We start from the raw sequence: 21,643 nt of genomic DNA, 5'->3' as shown, positions 1-21,643 counted from the left end.
CTGCGGCGATCAGGCCAGACCGGCGATCAGGGCAGCCGGGTCCAGCCCGGACGGCAGATCGCTGACCTGTCCGTCGCCCAGCTCGACCACCCGCCACGCGCCGTCGTCACGCAGCGCGACATCGGTGGTGACGAACGGATGCCCGAACGCCGCCACGAGCGGCGCGATCGCCGCCAGGCCGGGCGCGGCCGCCAGGTCCGGGGTGTCCGGGTGCGGGCCGGTCAGGACCGGCTCGCCGTGCACCCACCACACGCGGGCCTCGACCGTGCGGCCGTCCCGGCGCGCGAAGTGCTCGAACCGGCGTACCACCAGACCGCCCTGCAGGGTGTCCTCCTGCAGCTCGACCAGCCGGGCCAGCACCCGCCGCAGGTGCGCGGTGTCGGCGAGGTCGGGCACGAAGCAGGCCTCGTCCCACTCGTGCTTGCGGGACTTCACGTAGTCCTTGACCACGGCCGGGCCGCTGCCCAGCGGCGCGGCCAGCGCTGCGGCCTGCTCCGTCGTCGGCGCCACGCCGGGCTCCCACGGCGTCCACACGCTGCGCGGCGTCACCTCGGCCAGCGCGGCGTACCAGCCAGGCAGCTCGTGCGCGGCACGGTATGCCTCCGGAGAGACGCGCAGGATCACGCCCCGCGCGGCGAGCGCCCCGGCCAGCTCGGCGTAGCGGCCGGTGGGGATCATCCAGCCGCGATACCAGACCTCACCGAGGTCGCGCGGGACGCGGCGGACCGCACCGGCGACGTCCCCGGCGAGCAGCGCGTCGTGGTCGAGCAGCGCGACGGTGCCGCCCGCCTCGCGCGCCGCCCGAGCCTGCCCCGCGAAGTGCGGGTCGACACGGCCGGGGGTGAGCGGATCGGCGCAGAACACAAAGGACACAGCCGCCCAGCCTAGGTGATCGAGGCTCCCGCCACGCCGTCGGCGGGAGCTTCGATCACCGGAGGGTTCAGTGCGTCCAGAGCACGGCGTGGTAGTCGCCCGTGGTGGTGTTGAGGTTGCCCTGGCCGACGGCCTGCCCGTGCTTGTTCACCGCGTGCGCCCGCGACTGCGCGCCCGGGGCCAGGCCCGGCAGCAGGTGCGGGGTGCCCGTGGGCGACCAGAACACGGCACGGACCCCGGACGCGTCCTGCCGCCAGCCGACGACGTGGCGCGCCTCGTTGATGTCGGTGGTGCCCGCGAACTGGGTGGCCGCCGGCGTGAACAGCGGGTCGTTCATGTCGCTCGCGCGCCACACGAACGGCACGTAGTACGGGTAGCCGGTGACCGCGGCGACGTCGCCGTAGTCGTTGAGCGCGGTGCCCTCGGCGCCGAGCAGGCCGTACAGCCGCACCGTGCCCGCCTGCCACGTCGCGGGCTGGTCCTCGGCGGTGCCGGAGACCATGCCGTAGCGGTTGATCCCGGACGGCACGAACGGATGGCCGGACGTGGTGGTGAGCTGCGTCAGCACGCCGTTCGCCCAGCGGAAGCCGCGCAGCGTGCCGCTGTCGACGTAGTACCCGACGACGACGCCCGCGTCGTTGACGTCCACGGCGACGCTGTCGGCCCCGAGCGAGCCGAGGTCGAGCATGCCCAGCGCGGGCCGCCACAGGAAAGCGTGCGTGGTGACGCCGTCGGCGAGCAGGCTGTAGCCGACGACCCAGCCGTTGTTGTTGACGGCCTGCGCGGAGGCGCTCGAGCCGCCCAGCGTGCCGAGGTCGGTCATGGTGCCGTTGCGCCACCGGAACGCCCGCTCCGGCGGGTTCTCACCGGTGCCGACCTGGCTCGCCCCGACCACGACCCCCTGGTCGTTGAGGTCGTACGCGACGCTGCAGCAGGTGCCGGTCAGCGTGCCGAGGTCGACGGCGTGCAGGCCGCCGCTCGCCGCAGCCGGGGCGGCGGTCAGCGACACGGACAGCACGACGGCCGCGGCCGCCGCGGACATGGTCCGCCGGAGTGTCTTCACGGGCGCTCGCTCTCACTGGGGGACGGTGGACATCACGCCGTGTGACGGCGTGATGTCCACAGTCCCCCGTGAGGCACCTGTCACGCAGTCAGCATGCTGACCACGGGTGTCCATTGCGGACCTGTGAACGAACTGTTAAGAAGCCAGCCGGTGCATCCAGGACTCCACGTCGGACGCGGTGCGCGGCAGCCCGTCCGACAGCATCCGGTAGCCGGTCTCGGTGATGAGCAGGTCCTCCTCGATCCGGAAGCCCATGCCCCGCAGCTCCGCCGGGATCAGCCCGTCGTCGGGCTGGAAGTAGATGCCCGGCTCCACGGTCAGCACGTGCCCCGGCGTCAGCGTGCCGTCCAGGTAGTTCTCGGCGCGCGACGCGGCGCAGTCGTGCACGTCCAGGCCGAGCATGTGGCCCGAGCCGCACAGCGTCCAGCGCCGGTACAGGCCGCTCTCCTCGTCCAGCGCCTCCTCCGCCGACACCGGCAGGATGCCGAGATCGGCCAGGCCGTACGCGTACACCCGCATCGCCGCGCGGTGGAAGTCCCGGTAGGCCGCGCCCGGCACCAGCGCGGCCAGCGACGCGTCGTTGGCCTTGCGGCACAGCTCGTACAGGTCGCGCTGCAGCGGGGTGAAGTGCCCGGAGATCGGCACCACCCGGGTGATGTCGGCGGTGTACAGGCTGCGCGTCTCCGCGCCCGCGTCGAGCAGCAGCAGGTCGCCGTCGCGCACCGGGCCGTCGTTGTCGATCCAGTGCAGCGTCGCCGCGTGCGCCCCGGCTGCCACGATCGAGTGGTAGCCGACCTCGTTGCCCTCCAGCCGGGCCCGCTGCCAGAACACGCCCTCCAGCAGCCGCTCCGAGGTGGCCTTCGCCTGCGGCAGCGCCCGCACCACGTCCTCGAAGCCGCGCGTGGTGATCGCGACGGCCTCCTCCAGCTGCGCGATCTCCCAGGCGTCCTTGACCAGCCGCAGCTCGGCGAGCACCGCCTTGAGTTCCGCGTCGCCCGACGACGGCGCGACCGCCGTGTCGACCTCGGCGTCCAGGCCGCGCAGCACCAGCGTCGGGGTGTCCGGCTTCAGCGCGGCGAGCAGCTCGTCCCGGTGGCGGGTGGGCACGCCGAGCGCGCGGGTGCTCTCGCCCAGGGTGGGGCGGCGGCCAGCCCACAGCTCGCCGTAGCGGCGGTCGCGGAAGAACTCGCCGTTGTCGCGGGCGGAGCGCGGGCGCAGGTAGAGCACGGCGTCGCCGTCCGGCTCGACCACGACCACGCCGTCGCTGGACTGGTCGCCGGTCAGCCACACGTACGCCGAGTGCGGCCGGAAGCGGTAGTCCTGGTCGTTGGAGCGGGCCTTGAAGGTGCCCGCCGGGACCACGAGCCGGTGTCCCGGGAACGCCCGGTGCAGCGCGGCGCGCCGGGCCGGCGTCCACCCGGCCACCTCCGCCCGCGGCAGGTCGTGGTGCTCGGAGTCGAGCCAGCCCGTGCGCATGAACTCGTCCAGCGCCGCGGAGACGGGCAGGTCGTGACTACCGGTGTGGAATCGCTGCTCGGCCATGGCGCAGACAGTACCGTACCGCGGTTGACTCCTTACACCCCCGCGTGGGACGGGCCGGTCAGGGCGGCGGCCCGTCCCACGCGCGGGTCAGCTCTTGACCGAGCCGGCCATCATGCCGCCGATGAACCAGCGGCCCAGCAGGATGTACACCAGCAGCGTGGGCAGCGACGTGATCAGCGCCCCGGCCATCGACGCGGCGTAGTCCGGCGACTGCGCCCCGGCCAGCGCGTTCAGGGCGATCGTGATCGGCCCGTTGCGCGTGTTGGACAGGAAGATGGCGAACAGGTAGTCGTTCCACGACGAGGTGAACTGCCAGATCACGGTCACCACGAACCCCGGGATCGAGATCGGCAGGATCAGCGAGCGGAACGTGCGCAGCAGCCCCGCCCCGTCCATCTGGCCCGCCTCGATCAGCTCCTCCGGCACCACGGTGGCGTAGTAGTTCCGGAAGATCAGGGTGCAGATCGGGATGCCGTACACGGTGTGCACGAAGATCAGGGTGGGGATGCCCGACGGCACGCCCAGCCAGAGCACGATCTCCCGCAGCGGGATCATGACCGCCTGGTACGGGATGAACATGCCGAACAGGATCAGCGTGAACACCAGGTCGGCGCCGGGGAAGCGCCAGCGCGACAGCACGAACCCGTTGGCCGCGCCGATGATCGACGACAGCAGCGCCACCGGGACGGCGAGCTGGAACGTGCGCCCGAACGACGGGCCCAGCGCGGTCCACGCCTTCGCCCAGGACGCGAAGGTCCACTGCTCGGGCAGGTTCCACTGGCCGTTGACGCCGATCTCGCGCCCCGACTTGAAGCTCGTGACGACCAGGACGTACAGCGGCATCAGCACGATGAGCACGAAGAACAGCAGCAGCCCGTACCGGATCAGGGCGGCCCACGGAAAGCCGGCCCGGCGCGCCGGGCCGGGAGCCGGGGCCTGCGTCTGGACGGCGGGGTCGGCGACGGCTGCGGTCATGATCGCTTCTCCGAGCGGTTGACGTGGATCAGGTACGGCACCACCACGACCGCGACGACCAGCAGCAGGAACACCGAGATCGCGGCGGCCTTGGCGTAGTCGCGGGTGAGCAGGGTCTGCCAGACGTACACGGCGGGGACCTCGGTCAGCCACTGCGCCCCGGACACCGACATGATCAGGTCGAACATCTTCATGGACATGTGCCCGGTGATGATGAGCGCTGACAGGATCGTCGGGGTCAGCTGCGGGAAGAGCACCTGGCGGTAGAGCTGGAAGGTGGTCGCGCCGTCCACCACGGCGGCCTCGCGCAGCTCCTCGGGAATGCCGCGGAACCCGGCCAGGAACAGCGCCATCACGTACCCGGCGAGCTGCCAGATCGCGGGCATCGCCATGGCGGCCATACCCCAGTCGGGATGGGTCCACCACGGGCTCTCCAGGAAGCCCAGCCCGAGGCCGTGGAAGATCGCGTTGATGCCGCCCGCGCTGTCGCCCTGACCGGTGTTCATCAGCCAGCGCCAGACCACGCCCGAGGCGACGAACGACACCGCCATCGGGAACAGGTAGATCGTGCGGAAGAAGCCCTCCGCCCTGGCCCGCCGCTCCAGCAGCAGCGCCCAGATGAGGCCGAACAGCAGCGTGCCGGCCATGAACACCACCGTGAACACGACGAGGTTCTGCAGCGAGTGCACGAAACGGTCGTTGATGTCGGCGGTGAACAGCTTGGTGTAGTTGTCGAACCCGACGTAGCCCTTGGCGGGCCGGGCGTTGTGGCGGTCCTGCAGGGACAGGTTGAACGTCCAGCCGATCAGGCCGTACACGAAGACGGCCAGCAGGATCAGGGACGGGGAGATGAGCAGCAGCCCGGGAATCCAGGTCCGCCTACGGTGGCGCAACGCGACCTCCTCGTTGAGGAAGGGCACCCTCCTCGGCTCGGGAGGGTGCCCTTCGCTGCCTTGCGGCGAACCTACTTCTTCTTCGGGCCGAACTCCGCTGCGGCCGACGCCAGCGCCGCCTGCAGCGCGGCGACGTCACCGTCGCTGGAGAACTTGCCCTGCGCCGAGGAGACGGCGCCCTGCCAGGTCTGCGCGCAGGCCGAGCCGTGCGGGCAGCTCGGCACCTGGGTCGCGGTCTTCCAGTCGGCCATCGCGGCCTGCTGGTACGCCGGGAAGCCGTCGGTGCCGACGTCGGTGCGGGCCGGGATCGAGCCCTTCTTCTGGTTGAACGCGGCCTGGCCGGTCGCGCTGCCGACCGTCTTCAGCCAGCACTTGGTGCCCTCGGCGTTCTTGGCGCCCTTGGGCAGCACGAACGAGTCGGCCAGCCACTGGAACACGTTGCCGTTGCCCGGGAACACCGACCAGCCGTAGTCCTTGAAGCCCTTGGCGTCGAGGTCGGCCGCCTCCCAGTCACCCATCAGCTGGTACGCCGCCTTGCCGTCCATCAGCAGCTTCTCGGCGTCGGTCCAGTCGAAGGTGTCCCGGTCCTTGTTGGTGTAGGTGAGCAGCTTCTTGTAGTCGTTGATCGCCGCGGTCATTTCCGCGCCGGCCCAGTCGCCGCTGCCGTTCCACAGCGCGTTGAACTTGTCCGGGCCGAGCTTGCTGATCAGCAGCGCCTCGAACAGCATCTGCTGGGTCCAGTCCTTGCCCAGTGCCAGCGGCGCGGCCACCCCGGCGGCCTTCAGCTTGTCAAGGTCGGCGAAGAAGCCCTCCAGCGTCGTCGCGTCCTTGGTGATGCCCGCCTTGGCCAGCACGGTCTTGTTGCTCCACAGCACGTTGGCGCGGTGGATGTTGGCCGGCACCGAGTAGATCTTGCCGTCCACGGTCAGGTTGTCGATGAGGCCCTTGGGGAACGCGTTGGTCAGACCCCACTCGGAGTACTGCGCCGACAGGTCCTCGACCTGGTCGTCGTTGATGTAGTCGGACAGCTCGGCACCCGCGTGCGCCTGGAACGTGTCCGGCGGCTCGTTCTGCTGCAGCCGCGAGGCCAGCACCTGCTTGGCGTTGCTGCCCGCGCCGCCGGCCACCGCGCCGTTGACGAACTTGAAGTCCTTGCAGTCGGTGCCGAATACCCCGACCAGGCCGTCCAGACCGGCCTTCTCACCGCCGTCGGCCCACCAGGTGAAGACCTCGACGTCCGCGCTCGCCGCGCCGGGCTCGTCGGTGCTGCCACAGGCCACGGTCGCGAACATCGTCCCGACCGCGACGGCCACGACCGCCACACGCCTGGAAAGACGCATGCTTCCTCCATCCGAGATTCTTGACATCGTTGTCTCATGCGCCCACACAGACTTGTCCCCTGGCCACGCGGGTGTCAATGCCGGTTACAGATTTGTTGCCGGACACGGCGAAAACTGAGATCCCGGGCACTTCGCCGGTCTACCGCCGTCCAGCTCAGACGGTCAGTTCCGCTCGCTCCATGTCATGCGCCTCGATCGCGGCGGTGTCGGCGTCGTCGGTCACCGCCACGGCGAACGCGGCCAGCCCGATCGCGGTCACGTCCTCGGCGACCGCCCAGTACCGGTCCGGCACGTTCGTGCGGGCGTCCAGCAGGGCACGCACGTGGTATCCGCCGTAGGCGCCCAGGCCCGCGCCCGCCGCGCCCAGCACCGCGCCGGCGAGGGTGCGCCGCAGCCCGCGATCGTCGGACCAGCCGATCACGCCGCCGGCCAGGCCGCCCAGCGCCAGCCGGGCCAGCAGCGGGCCCTTGTTGAGCCGGCTCGGGGTGGCCGGCAGCTTGTCCGCGACGATCTCGCCCGCGGCCGTGGCCACCAGGCTCTTGCGCACGGCCGGACTCGCCAGCAGCTGCGTCTGCACCAGCTTGGAGAACCCGGACTTCTCACGCCGGGCCTTGCCACGGCTCTGCACGGCGACCGCCAGCGCGGCCAGGCCGAGCTGGGAACGCATGCCGGTGGCCACGCCCAGCGCCAGCGGCCGCAGTACGGCGATCGCGCCCATGCCACCAGGCTATGCCGGTCACCGCCACGGCGCGCGGTGAACGAGCCCGCCGGTTCAGGGGGTGCGGGTGGCGAGGAAGCGGGCGGGGTCGTCGAGGATGCCCTGGATGACGGCGCGGGCGGCGCCGATCATGGCCGCGTCGGCGCCGAGGGCGGACGGGCGCACCTCGACCGGTGACCAGGCGGCGGTGAGCACGCGGCGAGACAGTTCGCGTTCCAGGGCGGGCCGCAGCCAGTCGATCAGCTCGGCGTAGTGGCCGCCCAGCACCACCGTGGCGATGTCGAGCAGGTTCACCGCGCCGGACAGCGCCACGCCCAGGGCCGTCCCGGCACGGTCCAGCGCGGCGAGCACGGGCGCGCGGCCGGCACGGGCGCCGTCGGCCAGGCCGGCGAGCACGGGCCGGTCCCCGTCGGCGGACAGGCCTGCCGCGGCCCGGATCGCCTCCTCGCCGGCGTACTGCTCCAGGCAGCCGCGCGCGCCGCAGTGGCACGGCGGGCCCTGCGGGTCGATGGTGACGTGGCCGATCTCGCCCGCCCAGCCGTGCGAGCCGCCGAACAGCTCCCCGTCGAGCACGATGCCGCCGCCGACGCCGATCTCGCCGGACACGTAGAGGAAGCTGTCCAGCCCGGTGGCGTGCCGCTCCCCCAGCGCGGCGAGGGTCGCCTCGTTGCCCGCGCCGAGGTCGAGGCCGTGCAGGGCCGGGAAGTCCGCCGCGGCGGGCAGGGCCACCCCCTGCCAGCCCAGGTTGGGCGCGACGCGGATGGTGCCGCCCTCGATCAGGCCGGGCACGGCCATCACAGCGCCCGCCGGGACGAGCCCGAGGGCGCCGACCGCGGCGGCGGTGCGGTCGGCGAGCCCGGCCAGCGCCCGCCAGGTCTGCGCGGGGGTGCGCTCGCGCTGGTCGAGGTGGCGCAGCTCGCGGTGGCGGACCGCGCCGGCCAGGTCGACCGCGCACACCGCGAGGTAGTCGACGTTGACCTCCATGCCGAGCCCGGCCGGGCCGGTGCCGGCGGGCACGATGCCGGTGCCGGGACGGCCCACGCCGGAGCGCGACACCGGGCGCAGTTCGGCGACCAGCCCTCCGGCGATCAGCTCGTCCACGATGGTGGAGACGGTGGCCCTGGTCAGGCCGGTGGCGGCGGCTATGTCGGCCCGCGACGGCGGCCGGGGCGCGGACGTGACCTGGCGCAGCACCAGCGCCAGGTTGTGGTCGCGCAGGCTGCGTTGACGCACCGGATCATCACGGCGCGGCGGGCGGGCGGGCATGGTCTTGACAATGCCACACCCTATAAGTTCAATGGCTGAACAAACAAGATTTCAGGGAGATGACATGACGCAGCCGACTGCGGCCGACAAGTTCACGTTCGGCCTCTGGACCGTGGGCTGGGCCGGGCGTGACCCGTTCGGCGACGCCACCCGCGACGCGATCGACCCGGTCGAGACCGTGCACCGCCTCGCCGAGCTGGGCGCGTACGGTGTGACGTTCCACGACGACGACCTGATCCCGTTCGGGTCCGACGACAGCGAGCGCGAGCGCGTCATCAAGCGCTTCCAGGCCGCGCTGGCCGAGACCGGCCTGGTCGTGCCGATGGCGACCACCAACCTGTTCACCCACCCGGTGTTCAAGGACGGCGGCTTCACCAGCAACGACCGCGCCGTGCGGCGGTACGCGCTGCGCAAGGTCATGCGCAACATGGACCTGGCCGCCGAGCTGGGCGCGCAGACGTACGTGCTGTGGGGCGGCCGCGAGGGCACCGAGTACGACGGCTCCAAGGACGTGCGCACCGCGCTGGAGCGCTACCGCGAGGGCCTGGACCTGCTCGCGCAGTACTCGACCGACCGGGGCTACGGGCTGAAGTTCGCGCTGGAGCCCAAGCCGAACGAGCCGCGCGGCGACATCCTGCTGCCCACCATCGGCCACGCGCTCGCGTTCATCGAGTCGCTGCAGCACAAGGACATGGTCGGCCTCAACCCGGAGGTCGGGCACGAGCAGATGGCCGGCCTGAACTTCCTGCACGGCATCGCGCAGGCGCTGTGGCACGGCAAGCTGTTCCACATCGACCTCAACGGCCAGCGCGGCATCAAGTACGACCAGGACCTGGTGTTCGGCCACGGCGACATCGTGAACGCGTTCTTCCTGGTGGAGCTGCTGGAGTTCGGCGGCGCCGACGGCGGCCGGGCGTACACCGGCCCGCGCCACTTCGACTACAAGCCCTCGCGCACCGAGGACCTGGACGGCGTGTGGGCCTCGGCGGCCGCCAACATGCGCACGTACCTGCTGCTCAAGGAGCGCGCCGCGGCGTTCCGGGCGGACCCGCGGGTGGCCGAGGCGCGCGAGGCGGCCCGCTACCACGAGCTGGCCGTGCCGACCCTGGGCGCGGGCGAGAGCTACGACGACCTGCTGGCCGACCGCACCGCGTTCGAGGACTTCGACGTCGACGCCCAGGCGGCCAAGGGCGGCGCCTTCGTCCAGCTCAACCAGCTCGCCCTGGAGCACCTCCTCGGCGTCCGCTGACCCGGGCACCATATGAAGATCGCCGTCTCGTGTCGAAACCTCAGGTCACACCCCAGGTTCTGACACGAGACGGCGATCTTCACCTACCGAGCGTCAGGACGCCGTGGCCAGAGCCTGGCGGGTTTCGGCGGGGCGGCGGCGCAGGAGGTTGTCGGCCGCGAAGGCGCCGGGGCCGAGCACCGCGATGATCAGGAACGACCAGCAGAACAGCGCCGCGGTCTCGCCGCCGTTGTTGAGCGGCAGCAGCCCGAGCTCCTGGTGTACGACGAAGTAGGCGTACGCCATCGAGCCGGAGCAGAGCAGCGCGGCCGGGCGGGCGGCCAGCCCGGCGATGACCAGCAGGCCGCCGGCGAGCTGGATGAGGGCGGCCCACCAGCCGGGCCAGGCGGCGAACTCGACGGCCTGGCCGGAGCCGCGGTTGCCGCCGAACCAGCCGAACAGGGAACTCGCGCCGTGGAAGGCGAACAAGAGGCCGGTCACGACCCGGAAGAGGGCGAGCGTGAGCGCAGCCGAACGGGCGGAGGACATGGAGGTCTCCTCAGGGTAGAGATCTGGATGTCGTTTGCCCGGATGTCCTCCACATTAGATTCAGACAGTTGAATCAAGCAACAACTGTCCCATCGATCGGGATTTATGAATCGTGCTCACAACCGGCGCATTCGCGGAATCGGGGAGGCGAGCAGCCACAGCACCCCGGCGAGCGCCCCGACGGTGGCGATCCACAGCGTCTCCCGTACCCCGATCGCCGTGCCCAGCGCACCGCCGACGAGCGCGCCGACGGGCCGGATGCCGTAGTTGATGGTGCGGTGCGCGCCGGTGACCCGGGCCCGCAGCTCATCGGGGATCACGCTGGCCTGCAGTGACCCGGCCGCGGTGTCCAGCAGCATGACGCCGACGCCGGACAGGAACTCGGCGGTGAACACCATGGCCAGCACCAGCCAGTGCGGCCCGCCGGCGAGCGGGATGAGGATCAGCGGGGCCGGGAACATCAGGTAGCCGAAGACGTACATGGGACCGACGCCGAACCGCTCGGCGGCGCGCCGGGCGATCGCGGCCCCGATCAGCGCGCCCACGGCGGCCAGGCCGAGCCCGACGCCGAGGACCGCGGCCGAGATGTTCAGCTCCGTGGTGAGGTACAGGATGACCAGCGCCGCGTACATGTAGTTGAACAGGTTGATGGTGGTGCTGGCGCTGACCGCGGCCCGCATGATCGGGTGCCGGGCGATGAAGGTGAGGCCCTCCCGGAGGCCGAGGCCGCGCCGCGGGACGGGCACGGGCTCCACGACCTCGACCCTGGCGATCATGACGGCGGAGAAGACGAACGACAGCGCGTCGAGCAGCAGCGCGAACGGTGCGCCGACCAGCCGCACCAGCACGCCGCCCACGCTGGCCCCGGCCACCGTCGAGAACGCGCGCGAGCCATTGAGCAGCGCGTTCGCCTGCAGGAAGTCGTCCCGGGAGACCAGCGACACGAACAGCGTGCTCCGGCACACCTCGAACAGCACGCTGAACGTGCCGACCGTGAACGCGACGAGGTAGAGCTGTGTCATGTCCAGCGTGCCGAGCAGGTAGAGGGCCGGGACGGCGAGCAGGGCGACCGCGCGGGCCACGTCGGCGGCGACCATGATCTGCCGCTTGTACGCCCGGCGGTCGGCCCAGCCGCCGAACAGCAGGGAGAACAGCAGGTTGGGCACGAGCGCGGCGGCGGTCAGGTAGCCCATCTCGGCGGGCCCGGCCGCCGCGACGAGCACCGCGAACAGGGGCAGGGCGAGTTCGGTGATCTGATCGCCGAGCAGCGAGACGCTCTGCCCGGTCCAGTACCGGCGGAAGGGGGTCTGCCGCAGCAGGGGTGGGATCCAGCCACGGGTGGCGGCGGGGGTGGCGGTGGCGGTCATGAGGGGTGCCTCCGGGGGTCAGCGCTGCTCGAGGGTCGTCACGTAGTAGCCGAGGTGCACGGGGCGGGCGCCGGGCGGCCGCAGCGACGGATCGGCCTGGCGCGGCCGGTACTCGTCGAACAGCGCGTCGATGCGCCGGGACAGCTCGCCCAGCTCCTCGGGTGTGAGGTAGGCGAGGTCGTCTCCTGGACCTGTGACGGACCGCCACGCGGGCGGGTCGGCGTCGCGGCGGCCCAGCCACTGCATGGCGCGGTCGTAGAGGCGGCGGATGACGACCGCGTCGAGGTGGTCGGCGGCGGCCCGGATCTCGGGGTCGTCGGAGGCGGCGGTCCAGGTGGTGGAGAGCGCGGTGGCGCGCCACGGCTTCTCCCGCGCGTCGGCGCCCTCGACCCGTTCGACCAGGCCGTACTTGGCGAGCTGGCGCAGGTGGAAGGAGCAGCTGGGCACGCTCTCCCGGAGCAGGCCGGCGGCCTGGGTCGCGGTGAGCGGGCCCTCCCGGCGCAGCAGGCCGACCAGGGACATGCGCAGCGGGTGGGCGTACGCGCGCAGGGCGAGGGGGTCGCTGAGGGCGACGGCAGGACGCTCGGACATATTCTAAAGATAGCTTTAGAAAGCTTCCTCTAGAAAGCCGGCCCGCACCGTCGCGTATCCGACATACCGGTCCTTCGATCGAGATAAGTCGATCATGTGTCGCTGCCGGTACTGCCGAGTACCCCGCGCTCAGCAGCACTCACGAAAGTTCTTTCATCGAAGGTCAGGGATGCCTAGGCCTTCCAAAGTTCTCACAGCTTCTATATACATAGCTCTCAGTGGCTACCGTCACACTCCACTGAGTCGGGGAGGACTCGTGAAAAGAACCCTCGCGGCCGGCAGTGTCGCCCTACTCGTGGGCGCCATGCTGTCGGTGTCGGCAACCTCCGGCAGCGCGGCGCCCGCAGGCGCCTCGCCGGTCGGCGTCGCCGCCGCCGAACGCGCCCTCGCGGAACACCCGTCCGACGTTCGCGCGGCATCGGGCGACGCCTACCGCATCGACCGCAGCATCAGCGACGCCAGCGGCACCCACGTGCGTTACGAGCGCACGTTCCAGGGCCTGCGGGTGTACGGCGGCGACTTCGTCGTGCACACCGGCGCCAACGGCGTCTACAAGGGATCGTCGGTCGGCCTGGAGGCCCCGCTGACGCTGTCGACCACCCCGAAGGTCACCAGCGCCAAGGCCGCCCAAGCCGCCCGCGGCCGCTTCAGCGGCACCGTGAGCACGGTCGGCACGCCCGAGCTGTTCGTCGACGCGAGCAGCGGCAAGGGCCGGCTGGCCTGGGAGACCGTCGTGGCGGGCATGCGCCCCGACGGCCAGACCCCGTCGAAGCTGCACGTCATCACCGACGCGGCGAGCGGCGCGTACATCGGCTCGTTCGACGAGGTCAAGCACGTCAACGGCACCGGCAACAGCATCTACTCCGGCGCCGTCACCGTCGACACGACCCTGTCCGGCTCGACGTACACGATGATCGACCCGTCGCACGGCAACGGCCGCACCTGCGACATGAACAACGGCACGTCGACCTGCACCAACTTCACCGACGCCGACAACATCTGGGGCGACGGCACCAACGCCAACCGGCAGTCCGCCGGCGCCGACGCGCACTTCGGCGCGGCGAAGACGTTCGACTACTTCAAGAACGTGCACGGCCGCAACGGCATCTTCGGCAACGGCACGGGCGTGCCCAGCCGCGTCCACTACGGCAACGCGTACGTCAACGCGTTCTGGGACGGCGCGCAGATGACCTACGGCGACGGCTCGGGCAACAGCCGCCCGCTGGTGTCGCTGGACGTGGCCGGCCACGAGATGAGCCACGGCGTCACCGAGGCCCTGGCGGGCCTGGTCTACTCCGGTGAGTCCGGCGGCCTCAACGAGGCCACCTCGGACATCTTCGGCAACATGGTGGAGTTCTACGCCGCCGCGCCGAACGACCCGGGCGACTACCAGGTCGGCGAGAAGATCAACATCAACGGCAACGGCACGCCGCTGCGCTACATGTACAACCCGACCCTCGACGGCTCGTCGCACGGCTGCTGGTCGACCAGCACGCAGAACGTCGACGTGCACTACTCGTCGGGCCCCGGCAACCACTTCTTCTTCAACCTGGCCGAGGGCACCGGCGCGACCGCGTACGGCACCAGCCCGGTCTGCGGCTCGGCCCCGGCCGTGGTCGGCATCGGCCGCACCAAGGCCGAGAAGATCTGGTACCGCGCGCTGGACGTGTACTTCACCTCCAGCACCCGCTACGTGCTGACCAGCAACCCCGGCAACACGTCGCGGGCGTACACGCTGTCGGCGGCCACCGACCTCTACGGCCTGTGCTCGCTGGAGTACAAGACCGTGCAGGCCGCCTGGACCGCGGTCAACGTGGCCGGCAACGACGCCGCCTGCCCGGCGGGCAACGACTTCTCGCTGGCGGCCGCGCCGTCGTCGGGTTCGGTCAACCCGGGCAGCTCGATCAGCAGCACCATCACGTCCACGCTGACCAACGGCAGCGCCCAGACGGTCAACCTGACCGCCTCCGGCCTGCCCGCGGGCGCCACCGCGTCGTTCAGCCCCACGTCGATCACCTCGGCGGGCGGCACCTCGACGCTGACCATCGCCACCACCGGCAGCACCACGCCCGGCACGTACGCGGTGACCATCACCGGCACCGGCGCCAGCTCGACCCGGACCGTGACGTTCAACCTGACCGTCAACGGCCCGCCCGGCTGCTCCGGCACCAACTCCACCGACGTGGCGGTCCCCGACAACACCACCGTGGAGTCGTCCATCACGATCAGCGGCTGCACCGGCAACGCCGGAGCCGGCAGCACGGTCGCGGTCAACATCCTGCACACCTACATCGGTGACCTGGTGGTGAACCTGGTCGCGCCGGACGGCTCGACCTACCTGCTGCACAACCGCACGGGCGGCAGCGCCGACAACATCAGCCAGACCTACACGGTGAACCTGTCCAGCGAGGTCGCGAACGGCACCTGGAAGCTGCGGGTGCAGGACGCGGCGTCGGCGGACACCGGCACCATCGACACGTGGACGCTGAACCTGGTCGGCGGCGGCACCCCCGCCTGCACCGGCACCAACGGCACCGACGTGACGATCCCGGACAACACCACCGTCAACAGCCCGATCACCCTCGCGGGCTGCTCGGGCAACGCGTCGTCGACGTCCACCGTCGCGGTCCAGATCGTGCACACCTACATCGGTGACCTGGTGGTCACCCTCGTCGCGCCCGACGGCTCGACCTACGTGCTGCACAACCGCGCCGGCGGCAGCACCGACAACATCAACCAGACCTACACGGTCAACCTGTCCAGCGAGGTCAAGAACGGCACCTGGAACCTCCGCGTCCAGGACGCCGCCTCGGCCGACACCGGCTACATCAACACCTGGACCCTCACCCTCTAACCCCACCACCCCCCAAGGCGCTGCCCCGGCCCTCCCGCCGGGGCAGCGCCCCTCTTTGTTCCTCCCCTCCCCCGCCGATCTTGCGCGATGTGTGGGTACGACACGCACCAACCGGGCAAATGGGCAACAGTTCGCGCAAGATCGACGCGATCTTGGCGACGGCTGGTGAGGCGCGGCCGGGGGCGGGTTGTTCACAGGGGTGGGTGAAGATGGGGGCATGACGGCTGGGAACTTCGGGGGCGATCCGCTGGTGGAGCGGATGCGCCCGTTCGGGACGACGATCTTCGCGACGATGTCGGCGCTCGCGCTCAAGACGGGCGCGGTGAACCTCGGGCAGGGCTTCCCTGACACCGACGGCCCGGCGGAGATGCTGGACGCGGCCGCGAGGGCGCTGCGCGAGGGGTACAACCAGTACCCGCCCGGTCCGGGGCTGCCGGTGCTGCGCCAGGCGGTCGCCGCGCACCAGCGCCGGTTCTGGGGACTGGAGTACGACCCGGACGGTGAGGTCGTGGTCACCGCGGGGGCGACCGAGGCGATCGCGGCCGCGATCCTGGGCCTGTGCGAGGCGGGCGACGAGGTGGTCTGCTTCGAGCCGTACTACGACTCGTACGCGGCGAGCATCGCGCTGGCGGGGGCGGTGCGGCGGCCGGTGACGCTGCGGCCGGGCGACGGCGGGCGCTACGGGTTCGACCCGGCCGAGCTGCGCGCCGCGTTCGGGCCGCGCACCAGGCTGGTGCTGCTCAACACCCCGCACAACCCGACCGGCAAGGTGTTCACCCGCGAGGAGCTGACCCTCATCGCGCAGCTGTGCCAGGAGTTCGGGGCGTACGCGGTGACCGACGAGGTCTACGAGCACCTGGTCTTCGACGACGCCGGCTCGCCGCACCTCCCGCTGGCGTCGCTGCCCGGCATGCGCGAGCGCACGCTGCGCATCTCGTCGGCGGGCAAGACGTTCTCCTGCACGGGCTGGAAGGTGGGCTGGGCCAGCGGACCGGCCGCGCTGGTGTCGGCGGTGCTGCGGGTCAAGCAGTTCCTCACCTTCGTCAACGCCGGGCCGTTCCAGCCCGCGGTCGCGGTGGCGCTGGGCCTGCCCGACGACTACTTCACCGGTTTCACCGCGGGCCTTCAGGAGCGGCGTGACCAGCTCCGGGCGGGGCTGGCCGAGGCCGGGTTCGGGGTGCTCGCCGCCGAGGGGACGTACTTCATCACCACCGACATCAGGCCGCTGGGCGGCAGCGACGGCATCGAGTTCTGCCTCGGGCTGCCCGAGCGCAGCGGCGTGGTGGCGATCCCGGCGCAGGTGTTCTACGACGACGTGGACGCGGGGCGGCACCTGGTGCGGTTCGCGTTCTGCAAGCGCCCCGAGGTGATCGCCGACGCCGTGGCCCGGCTCAAGCAGTAGAACCGGGCCGCCGCGGGTGCCCGCCCGCGGCGGCCCGGCCGACCGCGGGCTGCCCGGTCCCGCGGTCGATCGACGGCCCGCTCCCTGGCCGTCTTCAGTGGTGGCTGACGGTGGCGCGTGGCATCGCGCCGGACTGGAGCAGCTCCCACATGTGGCGCCGCCGCGGTTTGCCGCTGGACGTACGGTGGATCACGCCGCGGCGGCCGGCGACCACGGTCAGGAACGGGTCGGGGCCGAACTCGCCGCGCAGCTGGGCGGCCACGTCCTCGGTCCACGGGCCGGGGCTCGCCTCGACGAAGACGACCAGCCCCGGGCGGCCCTCACGGAGCGCGCCCACCACGACGACGCTCCCGCGTTCCACCCCGGCCGCGGCGGCGACCTTGACGTCGAGGTCCTCGACGTACACGTTGCGCCCGCGCAGCTTGACGCTCTCCCCCATCCGGCCCAGCACGTACAGCTGGCCCTCGTGGAGGAAACCCGCGTCGCCGGTGCGCAGCTCGCCGTCGACGAAGCGGGACGAGACACCCTCCCGGCCCGCGTGGTATCCGGCGGCGACGGAGCTGCCCCGGACCGCGATCTCGCCGAGGCAGCCGTCGGGCAACTCGCGGCCGTCGTGGTCGACCAGGCGCACGGTCAGCCCGTCCGCCGGGTCGGGCAGCCCGTGGCCGATCATCCAGCCGGAGCCGGGCGGGGTGTCGGCCTCGGACAGCCGTCCCTTGGCGTCGAGCTGCACCGGCTCGCCGAAACGCAGCTTCGCCCAGTCGGGCCGGACCACCTCGGACAGCTCGCCGGGCGGCGGCGAGGTGACGGCCAGGGTGCACTCGGCCAGGCCGTACGACGGCTGGAAGGTCTGCGGCCGGAACCCGGTCCCGGCGGCGAACCGGGCGAACCCGGCCAGCGCCGCGACGTCGGTGGTCTCCGCCCCGATGCAGACCGACTTCCATTCGGTGAGGTCCAGGCCCGCCAGCCGTTCCGGCTTGACGCGGCGGGTGGCGTACGCGAACGCGAACGACGGCGACGCCGACGCCGTGGCCTTGCCCGGCGCGAAGCAGGCCAGCCAGCGCAGCGGGTCGCGGATGAACTGGTCCGGGCGCATCAGCCACAGCGAGCCCTGGTGGCAGATCGGGAACAGGAACAGCCCGATCAGCCCCATGTCGTGGTAGAGCGGCAGCCACGACGCCATCGCGTCGCCGTCGCGCCACGCGTTCATCCGCGCGATGATCCGGAAGTTGGCCGCCAGGTTGTCCCAGGTCACCCGCACGCCGCGCGGGCGGCCGGTGGACCCGGAGGTGAACTGGAGCAGCGCCAGCTCGCCGCGCGGCTGCGGCGTCAGCTCGTCGGTCGCGTCCGCGCACGGCAGCAGCGGCTTGTCGGACCGCCCGGCGGCGGCCATCGCCCGCACCGCGACCGGCTCCAGCCCGGCGCTGGTCACCACGAGGCTCGGCTGCGCCTGCTCCAGGATCGCGGCGACGTGCGCGACGTACTCGTCCTCGCGCTGGAAGCTGGGCGGCACGACGGGGCAGATCGCCGCGCCGGCCGCCCACACCCCGTAGATCACGGTGAGCACCGGATAGCCGGTGGGCATCAGCACACACACCGCGTCACCGGGGCGCACCCCGGCCGCGACGAGCTGCGCCGCCATGCGCCGGGCGGCGGTGGCCAGCTCCGGGTAGGAGGCGTAGGTCCAGCCGCCGGTCTCGTCGGCGAGGTGCACCCCGCGGTCCGGATGCGGCTGCGTTAGCCATCCGGTGTGGATGTCCGGCACGTCGTCCCCCCTGGTCTGGCCGGTGTCGTCTGCTGCGGAGAAGGCGGCTCCAGGGACACCCCCGCATCCCTGGAGCCGCGTGTCAGGCGACCCTGACGGGTGCGCCCAGCCTCGGCGTGAACCGCCCGGTGCGGCCCATGTACTCCTGGTACTCCGCGCCGAACTCGGAGACCGCCAGGCGGCGCTCCTCGCGGGCGGCCGTCAGGTTCAGCGCGATCACGCCGTAGAGGAACGTGGCGCCGGTGACCCAGTGCGGGTGGTAGAGCAGCGCGGCGAACAGCGCGAAGATGAACGACGCGTAGAACGGGTGCCGGATCCAGCGGTACGCGCCGTAGGTGACGATGCTGCGCGGCGCGTCATTCTCCTGGTGCCACAGCGAGATCGGGATGCGGTGCGTGCCGAGCGTCATCCAGATCAGCGCCACCGACGCGACGCTGAACGGCACCGCCGCCACCGCGAGCCACCGCAGCCACGACGCGGGCGCCAGCGCGGCCCAGTCGGCGAAGTACGCCCCCACCAGGAACAGGCAGGCCACGAAGAACGGGCTCGCCGTCGCCCACCAGCGGGCGTTGAGCGAACCGTCGGACCGGAAGAAGATCCGCGGCAGGATGCCGATGAACGCGAAGTTCAGGGTCAGCAGGACCAGGACGGGCTCGTTCAACGCAGGGCGTCCTCTCGTACGGGCAGGGCGGGTGACGAAACAGGGGTGGCGGTGGGGCGGCGACCCGGCAGCCACCAGTTCCACCGGCCCATCAGGCGCATCGAGGCGGGCACGATGACCAGGCGGATCAGGGTGGCGTCCAGCGCTACGGCGACGGCGAGGCCGAAGCCGAGCTGCTGGATCGGGTTGATGCCGGTGAGGGTGAACGCGCCGAACACGGCGAGCATCAGCACCGCCGCGCCGGAGATCAGCGGCGCGGTGCGGGCCAGGCCGGTGGCGACGCTGACGGTGTCGTCGCCGGTGCGCTGCCACTCCTCCCGGACCCGGTTGAGCAGGAACACCTCGTAGTCGGTGCTCAGCCCGAACAGGATGGCCAGCAGCAGGATCGGCACGAAGTTCTGCACGTACCCGTGGCTGACGGTGCCGAGCAGCTCGACGCCGAAGCCGTGCTGGAACACGATCGCCAGCAGGCCGAACGTCGCACCGACCGACAGCAGGTTGAGCACGATCGCCTTCAGCGGCAGCAGCAGCGACCGGAACGTCACCAGCAGCAGCACGTAGATGATCAGGAGCATGATGCCCAGGACGTACGGCAGCTTGTCGCTGATCGCCTGGTTCGCGTCGACGCCCTCGGCGGTCTCCCCGCCGACGACGCCGCGCAAGCTGTCCGACGGCAGCTTCGCCACCTCGGCCCGCACCTGGTCGTAGAGGGCGATGACCCCCGGGCTGGCCGCGTCGCCGTCCGGGATGACCTCCAGCACGACGGTGTCGCGGTCGGCGGAGACGAAGTGCTCGACGGTCTGCCGGGCGTCGGCCGGCATCCGGTCCAGCCCGGCCAGCGCCGCGACCGGGCGGGCCGGGTCGACCGCGCGCAGCACGTCCAGCGGCGAGTCGACCCGCTCGACGTGCGGCAGGCCGCGCAGCCGCTCGGCCAGGCCGGTCAGCGCCGCGCCGTGCGCGTCGTTCAGCTCGCCCGCGACGGTCACCACGACCTGCATCGGCGAGGCGGCGCCGGTGCCGAACTGCTCGCGCATCAGGTCGTAGCCGTAACGGACCGGCGAGGACGTCGGCACCACCCGGGCGTCCGGCGTGAACGTGCTCATGCCCAGGCCGGGCACGGCCAGCGCGATGAGCGCGATCGCCGGGGGCAGCAGCCACAGCACCGGGCGGCGCATGATCCGCATGGCCAGCCGGTACCAGGGGTTCTCGGAGACCTCCAGCGAGCGGGCCCGGCCGCCGGGCAGCTTGACCGCGCCCTTGAGCACCCGGTCGCCGAGCAGGTAGAGCACCACGGGCAGCACGAGCACGCTGCTGAGCACCGCGAACGCCACCACCAGCACGATGCCGAGCGCGATCGAGCCGATCACGTTGAGCGGCACCAGGAACAGCGCGGACGTGGACAGGGCCACGATCAGGCCGGAGAACAGCACCGTCTCGCCGCTGGTGCGCAGCGTGGTGACCAGCGCCTCGAAGCGGTCCCGGCCACGGCGCAGCTCCTCGGCGTACCGGGAGATGATTATCAGCGAGTAGTCGACGCTGACGCCGAGGCCGATCATCGTGGCGGCGTTCTGCACGAAGATGGACAGCTCGAACCGGCTGGCCAGCAGCGACAGCAGGCCGAAGGTGAGGCCGAGCGCGGTCATGCTGACCACGAACGACACCGCGGTGGCGACCACGCTGCGGTACAGCCACAGCAGGATGACCAGGATCAGCGGGAACGCGATCAGCTCCGCCTCGGTCAGGCTGCTCTGGCTCAGCGCGTTGATCTCGCCGAACAGGGACGCGGCGCTGACCAGCGACACCCGCAGGCCCTCGGCGGCGAACCGGTCGGCCAGCTCGCCCTGCACGTCGGGCAGCACCCGGCGCGCGGTGCCGTCGTCGACGTCGAGGCCGACCAGGGTGACCACGGTGCGCCGGTCGTCGCCGACGAACGCGTCGCGCCCGTCGCCGGTGAGGCTCATCCAGCCGTACGAGCTGGCCGCGTCCAGCCGGTCGTCGTCCAGCACGGCGTTGACCGCCCGCCCGGCGCGCTCGGCGAACTGCGGGTCGGCGACGGTGTGCCGCTCGTCGTGGACGAGCACGACCAGGTTGCTCTCGCCCCGGCCGGTGAAGCCCGAGCGCAGCGCCTGGGCGGCGAGCTGGGAGTCGGAGCCGGAGACGTACCAGCCGCCGCCGCTGAGCTTGCCGGCCAGCGGCAGCGCGGCGACCCCGGCCCCGGTCAGCACCACGAGCCAGGCGGCCAGCAGCAGCCAGCGATAGCGGCGGATCGCGTGCGCGAAACGCTCAGCCATGGTCGGCCGCCGCGCGGGCCCGCACGTCGGCGGCCCCCGAGGTGTTCAGCAGCTCGACCAGGTCCCCGACCGTGCTCACCCGGTGCAGGTCCTCCTGGGTGAAGATGGCGTCGAACTCCTCCTGCAGGTCGACGGCCATCTCGACCAGCAGGAAGCTGTCCAGGGCGAGTTCCTTCAGCGTCGTCTCGGGGCGCAGCCGGTCGACCGCGACACCCGAGGTGACGCTGATCCGCTCGGCGACGGCCGCGAAGGTGGCCTGCATCGA

18 protein-coding genes are annotated in these 21,643 nt (G+C 71.6%); 3 read left to right on the top strand and 15 right to left on the bottom strand.

Going from position 1 to position 21,643, the window contains the following annotated elements:
• Nucleotides 1-9: 9 nt before the first annotated feature.
• The 8 genes from Cba03nite_RS07760 to Cba03nite_RS07725 all read right to left on the bottom strand — a co-directional run bounded on the left by Cba03nite_RS07760 (nucleotide 10) and on the right by Cba03nite_RS07725 (nucleotide 8,637).
• Entirely contained in the window at nucleotides 10-873 is an 864-nt protein-coding gene (locus tag Cba03nite_RS07760; RefSeq protein WP_203743561.1) for an ATP-grasp domain-containing protein, read from the bottom strand.
• Nucleotides 874-940: 67 nt separating this feature from the next.
• Complete coding sequence (locus tag Cba03nite_RS07755; RefSeq protein WP_203743560.1) at nucleotides 941-1,936, bottom strand: hypothetical protein; 996 nt, start codon at nucleotides 1,934-1,936, stop codon at nucleotides 941-943.
• A 135-nt stretch (nucleotides 1,937-2,071) separates the two neighbouring features.
• The gene (locus tag Cba03nite_RS07750; RefSeq protein WP_203743558.1) at nucleotides 2,072-3,478 is read right to left on the bottom strand and encodes an aminopeptidase P family protein; all 1,407 of its coding nucleotides are present in this window, start codon (nucleotides 3,476-3,478) and stop codon (nucleotides 2,072-2,074) included.
• An 87-nt stretch (nucleotides 3,479-3,565) separates the two neighbouring features.
• On the bottom strand, nucleotides 3,566-4,453 hold the full coding sequence (locus Cba03nite_RS07745; RefSeq protein WP_203743556.1) for a carbohydrate ABC transporter permease: 888 nt from the start codon (nucleotides 4,451-4,453) through the stop codon (nucleotides 3,566-3,568).
• Entirely contained in the window at nucleotides 4,450-5,346 is an 897-nt protein-coding gene (locus tag Cba03nite_RS07740) for a carbohydrate ABC transporter permease (RefSeq protein WP_203743554.1), read from the bottom strand. The genes Cba03nite_RS07745 and Cba03nite_RS07740 overlap by 4 nt, the downstream gene beginning before the upstream one ends.
• Before the next feature lie 71 nt (nucleotides 5,347-5,417).
• Complete coding sequence (locus Cba03nite_RS07735) at nucleotides 5,418-6,686, bottom strand: ABC transporter substrate-binding protein (RefSeq protein ID WP_203743552.1); 1,269 nt, start codon at nucleotides 6,684-6,686, stop codon at nucleotides 5,418-5,420.
• A gap of 154 nt (nucleotides 6,687-6,840) precedes the next feature.
• Nucleotides 6,841-7,404, bottom strand: a complete 564-nt coding sequence (locus Cba03nite_RS07730; RefSeq protein ID WP_203743550.1) for a DUF4126 family protein — start codon at nucleotides 7,402-7,404, stop codon at nucleotides 6,841-6,843.
• A 54-nt stretch (nucleotides 7,405-7,458) separates the two neighbouring features.
• Nucleotides 7,459-8,637, bottom strand: coding sequence for an ROK family transcriptional regulator (locus tag Cba03nite_RS07725; RefSeq protein ID WP_308442749.1), 1,179 nt, complete (start codon nucleotides 8,635-8,637; stop codon nucleotides 7,459-7,461).
• A gap of 97 nt (nucleotides 8,638-8,734) precedes the next feature.
• On the opposite strand from Cba03nite_RS07725, the gene xylA reads away from it, so the two are divergent.
• A complete protein-coding gene (gene xylA, locus Cba03nite_RS07720; protein ID WP_203743546.1) occupies nucleotides 8,735-9,919 on the top strand; it encodes a xylose isomerase in 1,185 nt (394 codons plus the stop codon).
• Between the two features lie 93 nt (nucleotides 9,920-10,012).
• Here the strand turns inward: xylA and Cba03nite_RS07715 are convergent, their stop codons facing one another.
• The 3 genes from Cba03nite_RS07715 to Cba03nite_RS07705 form a co-directional block, all read right to left on the bottom strand.
• Nucleotides 10,013-10,447, bottom strand: a complete 435-nt coding sequence (locus tag Cba03nite_RS07715) for a DoxX family protein (protein ID WP_203743544.1) — start codon at nucleotides 10,445-10,447, stop codon at nucleotides 10,013-10,015.
• A 116-nt stretch (nucleotides 10,448-10,563) separates the two neighbouring features.
• Entirely contained in the window at nucleotides 10,564-11,814 is a 1,251-nt protein-coding gene (locus tag Cba03nite_RS07710; RefSeq protein ID WP_203743542.1) for an MFS transporter, read from the bottom strand.
• 18 nt (nucleotides 11,815-11,832) lie between these two features.
• Nucleotides 11,833-12,405, bottom strand: coding sequence for a winged helix-turn-helix domain-containing protein (locus Cba03nite_RS07705; protein ID WP_203743540.1), 573 nt, complete (start codon nucleotides 12,403-12,405; stop codon nucleotides 11,833-11,835).
• A 256-nt stretch (nucleotides 12,406-12,661) separates the two neighbouring features.
• Here Cba03nite_RS07705 and Cba03nite_RS07700 point away from each other — a divergent pair, with 256 nt between their 5' ends.
• Both Cba03nite_RS07700 and Cba03nite_RS07695 read left to right on the top strand, forming a co-directional pair.
• The gene (locus Cba03nite_RS07700) at nucleotides 12,662-15,259 is read left to right on the top strand and encodes a M4 family metallopeptidase (protein WP_239125548.1); all 2,598 of its coding nucleotides are present in this window, start codon (nucleotides 12,662-12,664) and stop codon (nucleotides 15,257-15,259) included.
• 217 nt (nucleotides 15,260-15,476) lie between these two features.
• The gene (locus tag Cba03nite_RS07695) at nucleotides 15,477-16,661 is read left to right on the top strand and encodes a pyridoxal phosphate-dependent aminotransferase (protein WP_203743538.1); all 1,185 of its coding nucleotides are present in this window, start codon (nucleotides 15,477-15,479) and stop codon (nucleotides 16,659-16,661) included.
• A 94-nt stretch (nucleotides 16,662-16,755) separates the two neighbouring features.
• On the opposite strand, the gene Cba03nite_RS07690 is transcribed toward Cba03nite_RS07695, so the two are convergent.
• From Cba03nite_RS07690 to Cba03nite_RS07675, 4 genes are all read right to left on the bottom strand, one after another.
• Entirely contained in the window at nucleotides 16,756-18,426 is a 1,671-nt protein-coding gene (locus Cba03nite_RS07690) for an AMP-binding protein (RefSeq protein WP_203743536.1), read from the bottom strand.
• Between the two features lie 82 nt (nucleotides 18,427-18,508).
• Complete coding sequence (locus Cba03nite_RS07685; RefSeq protein WP_203743534.1) at nucleotides 18,509-19,087, bottom strand: methyltransferase family protein; 579 nt, start codon at nucleotides 19,085-19,087, stop codon at nucleotides 18,509-18,511.
• A complete protein-coding gene (locus Cba03nite_RS07680; RefSeq protein ID WP_203743532.1) occupies nucleotides 19,084-21,378 on the bottom strand; it encodes an MMPL family transporter in 2,295 nt (764 codons plus the stop codon). Before Cba03nite_RS07680 ends, Cba03nite_RS07685 begins: the two co-directional genes overlap by 4 nt.
• Complete coding sequence (locus Cba03nite_RS07675; protein WP_203743530.1) at nucleotides 21,371-21,640, bottom strand: acyl carrier protein; 270 nt, start codon at nucleotides 21,638-21,640, stop codon at nucleotides 21,371-21,373. The genes Cba03nite_RS07680 and Cba03nite_RS07675 overlap by 8 nt, the downstream gene beginning before the upstream one ends.
• Between the last annotated feature and the right edge of the window lie 3 nt (nucleotides 21,641-21,643).

Source organism: Catellatospora bangladeshensis (assembly GCF_016862575.1).
Lineage (GTDB): Bacteria > Actinomycetota > Actinomycetes > Mycobacteriales > Micromonosporaceae > Catellatospora > Catellatospora bangladeshensis.
The sequence above is the reverse complement of the archived record's forward strand: the minus strand, read 5'-3'. Positions and strand labels throughout refer to the sequence as shown.